This is a genomic window from Geomonas paludis (genome assembly GCF_014193585.1).
Taxonomy (GTDB): Bacteria; Desulfobacterota; Desulfuromonadia; order Geobacterales; family Geobacteraceae; genus Geomonas; species Geomonas paludis.
The window spans coordinates 678,697-690,340 of the sequence record NZ_BLXY01000001.1; the positions used below are offsets into that span (position 1 = coordinate 678,697).

At 63.9% G+C, this 11,644-nt stretch carries 8 protein-coding genes; 4 read left to right on the forward strand and 4 right to left on the reverse strand.

Annotation, left to right across the window (positions count from 1 at the left end; all coding sequences use genetic code 11):
• The first annotated feature begins 14 nt into the window (after window positions 1–14).
• Together H7687_RS02720 and nhaA are read left to right on the forward strand one after the other, a co-directional pair.
• Complete coding sequence (locus tag H7687_RS02720; protein ID WP_183344839.1) at window positions 15–896, forward strand: GNAT family N-acetyltransferase; 882 nt, start codon at window positions 15–17, stop codon at window positions 894–896.
• 27 nt (window positions 897–923) lie between these two features.
• Window positions 924–2,087 carry a Na+/H+ antiporter NhaA gene (gene nhaA / locus H7687_RS02725; protein ID WP_183344841.1) on the forward strand — a complete coding sequence of 388 codons (1,164 nt, stop codon included), beginning with the start codon at window positions 924–926 and terminating at the stop codon, window positions 2,085–2,087.
• Between the two features lie 62 nt (window positions 2,088–2,149).
• Here the strand turns inward: nhaA and H7687_RS02730 are convergent, their stop codons facing one another.
• The 4 genes from H7687_RS02730 to H7687_RS02745 form a co-directional block, all read right to left on the reverse strand.
• Window positions 2,150–4,027, reverse strand: coding sequence for a tetratricopeptide repeat protein (locus tag H7687_RS02730; RefSeq protein ID WP_183344843.1), 1,878 nt, complete (start codon window positions 4,025–4,027; stop codon window positions 2,150–2,152).
• Between the two features lie 55 nt (window positions 4,028–4,082).
• Window positions 4,083–4,682, reverse strand: a complete 600-nt coding sequence (pal, locus tag H7687_RS02735; RefSeq protein WP_183344845.1) for a peptidoglycan-associated lipoprotein Pal — start codon at window positions 4,680–4,682, stop codon at window positions 4,083–4,085.
• A 94-nt stretch (window positions 4,683–4,776) separates the two neighbouring features.
• On the reverse strand, window positions 4,777–5,112 hold the full coding sequence (locus H7687_RS02740; RefSeq protein WP_183344847.1) for a hypothetical protein: 336 nt from the start codon (window positions 5,110–5,112) through the stop codon (window positions 4,777–4,779).
• A gap of 71 nt (window positions 5,113–5,183) precedes the next feature.
• Window positions 5,184–7,487 carry a GspE/PulE family protein gene (locus H7687_RS02745; RefSeq protein ID WP_183344849.1) on the reverse strand — a complete coding sequence of 768 codons (2,304 nt, stop codon included), beginning with the start codon at window positions 7,485–7,487 and terminating at the stop codon, window positions 5,184–5,186.
• 165 nt (window positions 7,488–7,652) lie between these two features.
• Here H7687_RS02745 and H7687_RS02750 point away from each other — a divergent pair, with 165 nt between their 5' ends.
• Window positions 7,653–9,620 (forward strand): CHASE2 domain-containing protein, encoded by a 1,968-nt coding sequence (locus tag H7687_RS02750; protein WP_183344851.1) that lies wholly within the window; start codon window positions 7,653–7,655, stop codon window positions 9,618–9,620.
• A gap of 278 nt (window positions 9,621–9,898) precedes the next feature.
• A complete protein-coding gene (locus H7687_RS02755) occupies window positions 9,899–11,410 on the forward strand; it encodes a tetratricopeptide repeat protein (RefSeq protein ID WP_246404533.1) in 1,512 nt (503 codons plus the stop codon).
• Window positions 11,411–11,644 lie beyond the last annotated feature (234 nt).

Below are 11,644 nucleotides of genomic sequence, written 5' to 3' on the forward strand. Positions count from 1 at the left end.
GGACGGGAGGAAGCATGACAGACGAGATCGAAAAGATGGGGAAATCGCTTTTGCGGCATGACCACCGTGACGGACAGGCCGTCCTTATGTACCTCGATCCGGGGGACGCACCGGGCATCGTTGCCGACCTGGAGCGGGTGGCCATTTCCCGAGGATACACCAAGGTCTGCGCCAGGATTCCGGCGGCCCACGCCCGCCATTTCGTCGCAGCCGGTTACCAGCTGGAGGCGGCGATCCCGCACTTCTACGGTGAGGGCGACACCGGCTGTTTCATGACCAGATTCTTTGTGAAGGAGCAGATGCTGGAGCGGGCGCCGATGCTGCGCAACGCGGTCCTGGCGACCACCGAGTTGCAGCCTCCGGCCCCTGCAGTGACGCTAGCCGAAGGGGGGACGCTGCGGCTGGCACGAGCGGCGGACGTTGACCGGGTGGCCGCCCTTTACGGCGAGGTGGGGGTGGCCAAGTCTGCCGCCGTCCACGACCCCCGTTTTTTGGAGGCCGCCCTGAACAGGGGGGATCTTTTTCTGGGGGTGTGGGTCGCAGAGGCCCCCGTCGCCATTTGCGCGGCACACCTCGACGCCGCCTCCGGCAGCGGCGAACTGGCCCACTTTGCGGTAAACCCGCAGCACCGGGGCCGGGGGCACGCCTTGCTGCTGCTGCAGGGCATGGCCCAGGCGTTGAGTCCGCTGGGGGTCAGGCTGCTGTGGTCGGCGGTTCGCGCCTACGCTCCCGGCATCAACATCACCTTTGCCAGGGGGGGGTACTGTTACGGCGGTACCCTTACCAACAGCACCAATATTTACGGTACCCTTGAGAGCGTCAATGTCTGGTACAAGGCACTGGGCGACGATCCGGCCCTCGCCTGGGGGTCGGTTTTTCCGTCGAGCCCGGCCTGATGGCACAACCTCACGTGGGGGGCGAACATGACCATTGAAAGAGGCAAAAGAAAGCTCGCCGGGCTGTTCGCCGAGTTTCTGGAGAGCGAGATGTCCTCGGGGGTGGTACTGTTCCTGGCCACGGTTGTCGCCATCACTTTGGCGAACTCTCCCTTGGCCGACGCCTATGGCCGTCTTTGGCACGCCGAATTTCTCGGGCACACCTTGCAGCACTGGATCAACGACGGGCTGATGGCCGTCTTCTTCCTTTTGATCGGGCTCGAGATAGAGCGGGAACTGTACGTCGGGGAGCTTACCGACCACAAAAAGGCCTTGCTTCCCATAGTGGCGGCAGCTGGAGGCATGGCGGTCCCCGCTGTGATCCACTTCCTCCTCAATCACGGCACCGCGGCTGCAAAGGGGGCCGGTATCCCTACCGCGACCGACATCGCCTTCGCCATAGGGATCCTGTCCTTTCTGAAAAAGAGGATACCCTCGACGCTCAAGGTCTTCCTGGTGGCCCTGGCCATCATCGATGATCTCGGCGCCATAGTGGTGATCGCTTTGTTCTACGCAGCGGGGTTGTCGATACCGCACCTGGTGGCGGCCTTGGTGGTTTTCGCGCTGCTACTGGCCCTGAACCGTTTCGGATTGAGCAGGCTTTCCATCTTTTTGCCGGTTGGGCTGCTCATGTGGTACCTGATGCTGCAATCCGGTGTTCATGCCACCATCGCGGGGGTGCTCCTTGCCTTCGCGGTTCCGTTCCGATCCGGAGACGGAGCATCTCCGTCATACAGGCTGCAGCACTTCCTGCACAAGCCGGTGGGCTTCGTCATCATGCCGCTGTTTGCTTTGGCCAATACCGGGCTTAGGCTCCCGGAGCGCTGGCTGGAGGCGGTGGCGACGGCAAACAGCCTCGGCATCATGATGGGGCTGCTGATCGGGAAGCCTTTGGGGATATGGCTGTTCAGCTACCTGGCGGTCAGATGGAAGTTGTCCGCGCTGCCGGCCGGCGTACGCTGGAGGCATGTGGTGGGGGCGGGGATGCTTGGCGGCATCGGCTTTACCATGTCCATATTCATAACCACACTTGCTTTCCAAGACGAACCCCTCCTGGTCGGTTCCAAGCTCAGCATCCTGGTGGCTTCAGTGCTGGCAGGCGGGACCGGCTACCTGGTTTTGAGGAGCGGGACCAGGGCCAGGGTAAGATAAAAGCAAGAAAAAGGAGGCGCCGGCCCGGAGCCTCCTTCACTGTTTATAGCCGATCGGGCAGGTTACCGTTTGGACTTCGACCTTTTCTTCGAACTAATCTTCTTGGGTTCGCTCTTCTTCCTGGATCTCGCCCTCTGCTTCCCTTCATGTGATTTCTTCTTCTCGATGTGCTTTTTGCTGGTAACGTTCAGCTTGCTCCACAGTTCGACCGGCTCCAGCAGGTCCGGGTCGGCCGCTCTGGCGGCAGCGAACGCCTCCTTCGCCTTTTCCTGGTTGCCCTGCTTCAGGTAGATCTTCCCTCGTGCGTTCAGTGCCCGGGCGTGATCGGGTTTAATCTTCAGCGCGGCGTCGAACTGCTGCAGAGCCTTGTCGTCTTGCCGCTTGAAAGCATAGATGACCCCCAGGCGGTACTGGCTGTCGGCGCTTTGCGGGTTGAGCCGCGCATCCTCTTCCAGCAGGACGACGATGTCATCGTAACGCTTCTGCTTGACGAGGAGTGAGATCAGCGCGTCGCGTGCCTGTGAATTAGCCGGGTCGAGCTTCAGGGCGTCGCGCAGGTGGTGCTCCGCCGGTTCGGGCTGCTTCATGCGCAGTAGCAGGAACGCGACGCTGCGATGGGCCTCGCTGTTGGACGAGTCGAGGGAGAGCGCCTTGTCATAGGCGGCCGCCGCCTCCTTGTACGCGTGTCGTTTCTCCAGCAGTCGGGCGAGCTTCAGGTAGTTGATGGGGTTGTCCGTCTGCCGGGACACGAGTTCGCGGTAGGAAGCGATGGCTTCATCCAATTCGCCGCGCAGAGTGCGGATGTCTGCCAGCCGCCTGCGGGCCTCGCTATTGCCCTGGTCGAGCCGCAGCGCGGCCGCGAAGTTGGCCACCGCCTCATCGAGATCCCCCTTGCGCTCATAGAGAGTGCCCAGGTGGTAGCGCAGCCGGGTGGAATCCTCCTTCCGCCGCAGGGCGTCTTCGTAGGCCGAGATCGCTTCGGCATCCCTACCCGCCGCCATTTGGGCGTCACCCAGCTTCTCCCGTACCCCCGCCGTGTCCGGATTCTTCACCAGCAGCGCCGTGTACTCGGCGGCGGCCAGTGCGAGTTCGCCGGCGCCTTCGTATCTCGCGGCCCGTTTGAGGTGGTCGGCCACCGTGACGGTGCGCTGCACCCCAGCTCGCGCATATTCCTGCTCGGCCTCTTCCCGCTTGCCCATCACCTCCAGGAGCTGTGCCAGCCTGAAATGAGCATTGGCGTTGCCCGGATCCTCGCGGATCGCCTCGCGCAGGTGAGCAGCCGCCTGGTCGTAATGGCTAGTCTCTTGGTACAGGGCGGCCAATTCCAGTTGGACCGTTACGTTGGCTGGTTGCAGGCGCAGGGCCTCCTGCAGCGACGCCAGCGCATGCTGCTGGTCGCCGAGACCGGCGTAGCTGCGGGCAAGGCCGAGGTAGAGGGTGCCGTCGTCGGCAAAGGCAGCCTGGGCCGCGATGTACTGACTCAGGGCCAGCGCGTACAGTTTTCCTTCCAGAAATATGTCGGCAAGGGCGCGGGTGTAGCGCGGGTCGCCGGACTGCCTGGACGCTTCGAAAAGGGATACCGATGCCTCTTCGCGGTTCCCTTTGCCCAGCAGCAAGAGCCCGAGGCGCCCCTGGGCCTGGAGGAGTTGACGATCTTTGGCAAAAGCGTCGCGGTAGGCAGCAATTGCCTCGTCACTTTTCCCTTGCGCCTCCAGGGATACCGCCTTGAGGTACAGTGCTGCCCCTCCGTCGCGGCAAAGCGCGTGGACCTTTTTTTCAGTTTCGGCCCGCTCGGCTGCCGGGGTTTCGGGTGCTATTTTGTCAACGGCTTCCCGCGCTTCGGTGCACTTGTCCTTGCCGCCCCAGGTGAAGCCCATGCAAAGAAAGGCGAGCAGGACCAGGCCGGCCTGTAGGGGGCGGCGTAAAAATATTTGGCTCATGTCAATGACCTTAAAATGTTGAGGGGCCGACATGCGGCCCCTCCTTCCGTTCTATCTACTTGTTGATGGTGAACTCGTCGCGCCGGTTCTGGGCCCAGGCGGCTTCGTCGTGGCCGGAGACGGCGGGCTTCTCCTCGCCGTAGCCGATGGTGGAGAGGCGGCTGGCGGGAATCCCCAGAGAGACCAGGTACTTCATGGCCGACTGGGCGCGGCGCTCGCTGAGCGCCAGGTTGTACTCGTCGGAGCCGCGCTCGTCGCAGTTCCCCTCGATGCGGATCTTCACGTTGGGCATCGCCTTGAGCTTGACGTAGTTGTCGGTCAGGGTCTTCCTGGCCGCGTCGCTCAGGACGTCGGAGTCGAAGTCGAAATAGATCTTCTCCAGCGCGCCGGCAAGGGCCACTTCCTTCTGGGTCAGCGGCGCGGGCTGCGACTGGATGGAATCGGCCTTGATGGTCGACGAGGGCAGCGCGGTCGTGGTCGGAGCGGCCTGGGCTGCGGGGGCAGGAGCCTGAACCGGCGCGGGTGCCGCCTGCTGGGTGGTCGCCGAGGGCGCCACTGCCTGGTCGGCCTTGACTGCCTGCTGCTTGGCGCAGCCGCTAAAAATGAGAACGCCGGTGCAAAGGACCGGTACCAGTCGCTTAAGAGACTTTTTCATGGATTCCTCTCTGGATCTTTTGTTGTTACGGCCGCAGGAGGCCGCTGTTCATGCGCTGCTGTCGATGCGGAACTAGTGGTGTTGGACGGTGATGTCAGGCAGCGGGGGCAGGGGGCGCCCGTGAAAGTTCCGAGAACAGCGGTGAGGTTGCCACGCACTGCATCGCGAAGCAGTGCCCGGTGGCAAAGGTGGCGTGATGGACGGGTTCGCAGCTCGGCGGCAGTTCGGCCTGGCAATGGTCCAGGGACTTCTTGGCCACGCTCTCCTGCGACTTCTTGAACTGCTCCTCGATGTAGGCGCGGGGCTTGGGCTTGGGGCGGTTGGGGCGCGACAGGTCCGGCCCCCGCATCCCGAAGGTGAGGATGCAGATCGAGGTGAGGCAGGTGACCAGGAGCAGCAGGCTTTTGTGGGTGAGGTTCTTGTAGATCATGGCCCTGTGACTGCGCAAGGATTGCAGCGAACGAGAGCGTTATAGCGCATCTGCACCCGAAACACAACCTGCTACTTGATGCAGACCCGGCGCACCTCGTGGATGTCAGTGAGCCCCTGCAGACACTTCAGTATCCCGTCCTGTTTGAGAGTAGTCATGCCATCGGCAATGGCCTGCTCTCTCAGTCGCGCCACTTCCGCCTTCCCCTTGATCAAAGCCTTCATCTCGTCGCCGCAATCGAGCAACTCGTGCAGGCCGAGCCTCCCCTTGTAGCCGGAGCCGTTGCACTTGGGGCACCCCTTGGCGCGGGCCAGTTGGATGGACGCAGGATCGAGCCCCAGGGCCTGGAACTGTTCGGTCCCGTATTCCTCCGCCATGTCGGCGATTTCCGCCGCTGTAGGACGGTAGCTTTCCTTGCAGGCGCCGCACAGCCGCCGCGCCAGGCGCTGGGCCAGGATGCACAACAGCGCGTCGGAGAAGCTGAAGGGATCGAGCCCCATGTCCAAAAGGCGGGTCACCGTTTCCGGGGCGGAGTTGGTGTGCAGGGTGGAGAAGACCAGGTGGCCGGTGAGCGAGCTTTCCACCCCCATGGAGGCGGTCTCCTCGTCGCGCATCTCGCCCACCATGATCACGTCCGGGTCGGCGCGCAGGAAGGCGCGCAGCGCCGAGGCGAAGGTGAAGCCGATCTTGTTGTTGACCTGCACCTGCCTGAGCCCTTTCTGGGTGATCTCGATCGGGTCCTCGGCGGTCCAGATCTTGGTCTCGGGCGTATTGATGGTGGCGACGGCGGAATGGAGCGTGGTGGTCTTGCCGCTGCCGGTAGGGCCGACCACCAGGATCAGCCCGTAGGGCTTGTGGATGTTCTCGGCGAAGACCAGGCGGTTGCGCTCGGTCAGCCCCAGGTTGTCGAAGGGGATCGGCTCCCCCGAGGCGAGGATGCGCAGCACCACGTCCTCGAGCTGTCCGGAACTGGGGAGCGTGGCGACCCTCAGCTCGACCGGGATGGGGCCGAACTTCTTGAAGTCGATCTTGCCGTCCTGCGGCTTTCTGCGCTCCGAGATGTCCAGGCCTGACATGATCTTGATGCGCGAGGTGATGGCGTGCTTGTACTTGTACGGGATGCGCTGGTACAGCATGCACCGGCCGTCGACCCTCAGGCGCACCTGCACGTCCTCGCGCCCGGGCTGCGGCTCGATGTGAATGTCGGAGGCCTTCTTGTCGTACGCCTCGCAGATGATCTTGTTGACCAACTGCACGATGACGCTGTCCTGCTCGGAGACCCGCTGCACCTCCTGTTCGATCTCGGGGTCCTCGGAGGTGTCGAGTTTGGAGAGGAGGTCGGAGACGCTGGCGGCCGGGCCTTCCCCCTCGCCTGGTACCAGGCGGTAGTAGTGGTCGACGAACTTGAAGATGTCCTCGCGGAACGCCCCCACGAAGCTGATCCTCTTGTACTCCTGGAAGATGAACTTGATGAGGTCCTGCTTGGCCAGATCGGTGGGGTCCTCCATGGCGACCTGCAGCACGCTGTTGTCCACCTTGACCGGGACCCAGCGTTCCTTCTTGAGCCGGTCCGGGCGGATCCGCTTCAGGATCTCGTCCAGCCGGGGCAGTTCCGGGTCGAAGGCCACGAACTCGGTGCCGAAGTTGAGGCTCAGGCACTTGACCATCTCCTCCACCGGGATCTTGTAGTCGCGCATCAGCAGCTGGTCCAGGCCGAGGGTCGCCGCCTCGGGATGCTGCGACGCCTTCTGGATGTCCGCCTCGTCCACGAGGTTCTTGTCCAGCAGGTAGTTGTAGCGCGACTTGTTGCGGATCAGCTTGGCGGAGGCGGAAAGCCTGAAGATGTTGTGAATGGCGATGGATAGGGAGGTGGCGAGTTCGGTGGCGTAGTTCGTGTCGGTTTCGGTGAAGCCCTGGTCCCCCTTCTTGTTGATCAGCTGCATGACGCCGATCAGCGAGTTGTTGAACTTCATCGGGACGCAGAGCACCTGCCGGGTGCGGAAGCCGGTTTTCTTGTCCCAGTTGACGTCGAAGGAGAGCTCGGAGTTGATCATCTTCAACTCGTGGTCGTCGTAGGCGTCCCGGATGTTCAGCATCATCCCGGAAAGGGCGCAGTAGCCGGCCAGGCTGCCGCTGCCGATGGGGACGGTGATCTGCGTGATCTCCTCCCCCGACTTCACCTTGGACATCAGCATCTTGCGCTTCTGGTCGATGACGTAAATGGTGAGGCGCTCGGCCTTGAAGAGGTCGGCGATGCTGTCCTTGAGCTCGATGAGGATGGTGTTGAGGTTGCCGGAAGAGTGGATCTCGTTGATCTTCTCCATGAACCGCTTCCGGTGTTCGAGCTGTTCCCTGAGCTGGTTGCCTTCTGCCATCTCTTCTCGTCCTCAAAAATGCTCCCCCTGCATCAGGGGAAGTCGACGGTGTAGGTTACGGATATTCCAAAAGCAGCAGCTTCTTTTAAAGTTTCCAAAGCTGGTCCCGAAACGTTCTAAGTACTGCTATTCGGCAGGTTATGAGGTCACTGAAGGAATTTCGTGATGGGCAGAGTCGGCACAGCCACAATACGGTTTTTGATCGGTTGCGCGATCACCCTCGCGTTTTCCGCGCTGCTGGTCCAAAACCCGCTCCCGGTCGAGATGACCGAGGCGAAGCTGTACGACCTGCGCTTCCACCTCAGGGGCGCCGTACCGGCACCGGACCAAGTGGTGATAGCCGCCATCGACGAGAAGAGCCTGGCGCGACTGGGGCGCTGGCCCTGGAGCCGGGCCACCATGGCGGACCTGGTAAGGAAGCTGACCAAGGCCCAGGCCGCGGTGGTTGCCTGTGACGTGATCTTCCCCGAGAGCGACCGCGACGACCCGGTCCTGGCAGGTGCCCTGGCCGATGCCGGCAACGTCATCCTCCCGGTGGCCTTTGATTTCGAGAGCAAGGCCGCGGCCGTGAAGAGCCCGCTGCTCGAGCCGTTCGCGCTTGCCGGCGTCGAGGAGGGGGAGTCGTATGGCGATTTCCCGCCCATCACTTCCGGCGGCGCCCCGATCGTCCCGGTGCGGCCGCTGATGGACGGCGCCATGGCCCTGGCCCACATCAACATGCTCCCGGACCACTTCGACGGCACCCTGCGCTGGGAGGCGCTCCTGGTCGCCCACGACGGGCTGCTGTACCCGTCGCTGGGCCTGCGCAGCGCCGCCTTTTACAAGGGGATCGGGCCGGAGCGGCTCAAGGTACGGGCGACCAGGTCGATCACCCTCGGCGCCATCGAGGTCCCGACCGACCGGTGGGGGAGGATGCCGGTCAACTACTACGGCCCCGGCCGCACCCTGCGCCACATCTCCATCGCCGACATCGTGGACGGTAAGGTGGGGGTGAAGGAGTTGGGCAACCGCATCGTCTTCATCGGGGCCTCCGCCGTCGGCGCCATGGACCTGCGGGTGACGCCGTTCACCGCGGTCTTTCCCGGGGTGGAAAAGCAAGCCACCGTGGCGGCTAACATCCTGGAGCAGCGCTTCCTGGTCAAGGCGACCCGCGCACAGGACCTGGCGTTCCTGGTGGTGGCGGGCCTGGTCATGGCATTGCTGCTGAGCCGCCTGGGCCTGGCGTGGGGGGCGACGGCAACCCTGGCCTGGATGCTCTGCATCGTCGCCTTGGCGCAGGCCCTTTTCAGCCGCTTCGGGATCTGGATCAACCTCGCCTGCCCGCTCGGCAACACCCTGTGCATGTTCGTCTCGGTCACCGCCTGGAACTACACGGTGGAGGAGCGCCGCGCCCGCGGCATACGGGCCATGTTCTCCAGCTACGTCACCACCGCCATAGTCAACGAACTGATCGAGAATCCTGCCCTGGCACGGCTGGGCGGCGAAAAGCGCGAGGTGTCGGTGCTCTTTTCCGACGTGAGAGGCTTCACCACCTTCTCCGAGCAGCACGCGCCGGAAGAGGTGGTTGCGCTTCTGAACGAGTACCTGGGCGAGATGACCGACGTGGTGCTCAAGTGGGGGGGGACCCTCGACAAGTTCATCGGCGACGCGATCATGGTGTTCTGGAACGCCCCGCTTCCCTGTCCCGACCACGCCGAGCGCGCGGTGCGCTGCGCGCTGGAGATGCAGCAGCGCCTCGGGGGGCTGCACGAGAAGTGGGATCGCGAGGGGAAGCCGAAGCTTTCCTGCGGCATCGGCATCAACACCGGTGCAGTCATCGTCGGCAATATCGGCGCCGAGGGGAAGAAGATGGACTACACCGTCATCGGCGACGAGGTGAACCTCGCCTCGCGGGTCGAGTCGCTCACCCGCACCTTCGAGGCCGGCATCCTGGTCACCGAGAAGACGGTGGCCTGCCTGCGCGATTCCATTGAGGCGGGGACCGTGACAGGGATCGGTCTGCGTGGCCTGCGCCGGGTGATCGTGAAGGGGAAGCAGCAGCCGGTGACGCTGTACGAGGCCCGGCCGGCGGAGGGCGCCGTGCAGGTAGTGGAATGTGCCGACCTGGAGCCGCTGCGGCTCACCGAGAAATAGACCGGCGGCAGAAGGGACTGGCTCCGTTAGGTGCCTGTCCCTCTCTAGCGGAACGCTTCTTTCAGCTCAGCCAGCCTCCCAAATACTAAGGGGACAGGCACCTGGCGGAGCCAGTCCCCTCCGCGCTTTGCGTCCCCGCCCCCGGAGGGGGAGGGACAGGGAGGGGGCAGCACTTTGTTGGCGGAATCTTCCCCCCTCCCAGCCTCCCCCCTCCGGGGGGAGGAGCTGTGGACGACCGACCTGAAATTTTGAAGGCAGCAGCAACAAGGAGGACCGTGATGAAACCAGCCTCGCTGGCAACATTGTCGCTGATCGCCTGTCTCGCCTGCGCGGCTCCCGCCCGGGCGGGGGCGCTGGAAGAGGGGATCGTGCAGTACCGCGTGGAGAACTTCGAGGAGGCGCAGGCCCTGCTGGAAAAGGCGCGGGCCGAGGAGCCGGGGTCATCCGTGGCGGCCTTCTACCTCGGCTTGGCCCGCAAGCAGGCGGGGGACCTTGCCGGCGCCATAAAAGACCTCACCGACGCCGCAACCCTCAAGCCCCCGGTGCTCGATGCCTACTTGGAACTGGCTGATTCCTACCACGTCCAAGGGGATGAAGCGCAGGCCCTGGTCTGGGTGCGGCGGGCGGAGGATGCCGGCGTCAAGCCGGGGCAGAGCGCCTTCCTGAAAGGGGTGATCCTGTCGGGGCAGGGGCGGCGGGACGAGGCCCTGGCGGCTTTCACCGATGCCAAACGGCGCGATGCCTCGCTCACCCAGGCCGCCGACCTGCAGATCGCCATGCTGCTGGCCGGCTCGCGCAAGTTCGACCGGGCCCGGGACGCCCTCCGTGCCGTGGTGGCGGCCGACCCCAATTCCGAGATCGCCAGCTACGCCAAGGAGTACGAGCAGTCGTTCGCACGGATCATCGAGAGCTACCGGCCGCTGCACCTCTCCGTCGGACTCAACTACCTCTACGACGACAACGCCATTTCCAGCCCCTCCGACGCCGGGGCGCGGGCCCAGATCGGCAACCCGACCGGCCAGCGCGACCATGCCTTCCTGGGGAGCTTCCGCCTGGACTACACCCCCATGCCTTCCGACGACTTCATCTTCAACGCACAGTACCTGGTGCAAAGCACCAAGTACGGCGACACCAACACCGACCTCGAGAATCCCAGCACCATCATCAACTCGGTTACCTTGAATCCCGGCCTCGCCCTGGGGAGCTCCGTCATCTCCCTCCCGGTCAACTACAGCCACGTCATGCTCAAGGAGCAGAAGTACCAGCAGCTCTACGGCGTGCGCCCGACCTGGTCCTGGCAGCTCGCGCCGCAGCAGATCGTGCAGGCATCGGCGGGCTATACCCGCCGCGACATGCTGCAGGCCGCGCTGTCACCGGACGAAAACCGGGACGCCAACACCTGGGCCGCTGCGCTGGGCCACATCTACAGCTTCGGCAACGAGGGGGGGATGCTCTCCGCCCGCTACGAGTGGGGCTTCGACAAGACCACCGGGAGCAACTGGGAGAACAGGTCCCATAAGTTCTCCCTCAGTACCCTGGCGCCGCTGGCCCAACGGGTGAAGCTGAACCTGTCCGGCGAGGTGACCATCCAGGATTACCTGAACGTCAACAGCATCTTCGACGTCCGGCGCGACGACACCACCTGGTTCGGCACCGGCGGGGTGAGCTGGAACGTCACCGACAACATCGTCCTGTCCGCGCAGTACTCCCACACCGCGGTGCGCTCCAACATCAAGGTGTACGACTACGACCGCAACACGGTCAGCGCGGGCATAGAGTTCAACTTCTGAGGATGAGCAGGCAAATCCCCCGGCCGGTATCCCCTCTCCCCCCGGGAGAGGGGCAGGGGTGAGGGCGCCGGCATCAGTGAAGATAGACCACACCGCTATGGCATCCTCCCCCACCCCCCTAACCCCCTCCCGCAAGGGGAGGGGGGAGCAATCAACGGCGGGGGGGCGGCGGTGTTCGTGAAGCTCCGCTTCGCTATGCTGCAAAGCTGGAGCTTGGGAACGAGAAAAACGAGA

Excerpts from the sequence above, each read along its gene's own strand:
- H7687_RS02720 (WP_183344839.1), top strand. The coding sequence starts at position 15 with ATGACAGACGAGATCGAAAAGATGGGGAAATCGCTTTTGCGGCATGAC.
- nhaA (WP_183344841.1), top strand. The coding sequence starts at position 924 with ATGACCATTGAAAGAGGCAAAAGAAAGCTCGCCGGGCTGTTCGCCGAG.
- H7687_RS02730 (WP_183344843.1), bottom strand. The coding sequence starts at position 4,027 with ATGAGCCAAATATTTTTACGCCGCCCCCTACAGGCCGGCCTGGTCCTG.
- pal (WP_183344845.1), bottom strand. The coding sequence starts at position 4,682 with ATGAAAAAGTCTCTTAAGCGACTGGTACCGGTCCTTTGCACCGGCGTT.
- H7687_RS02740 (WP_183344847.1), bottom strand. The coding sequence starts at position 5,112 with ATGATCTACAAGAACCTCACCCACAAAAGCCTGCTGCTCCTGGTCACC.
- H7687_RS02745 (WP_183344849.1), bottom strand. The coding sequence starts at position 7,487 with ATGGCAGAAGGCAACCAGCTCAGGGAACAGCTCGAACACCGGAAGCGG.
- H7687_RS02750 (WP_183344851.1), top strand. The coding sequence starts at position 7,653 with ATGGGCAGAGTCGGCACAGCCACAATACGGTTTTTGATCGGTTGCGCG.
- H7687_RS02755 (WP_246404533.1), top strand. The coding sequence starts at position 9,899 with ATGAAACCAGCCTCGCTGGCAACATTGTCGCTGATCGCCTGTCTCGCC.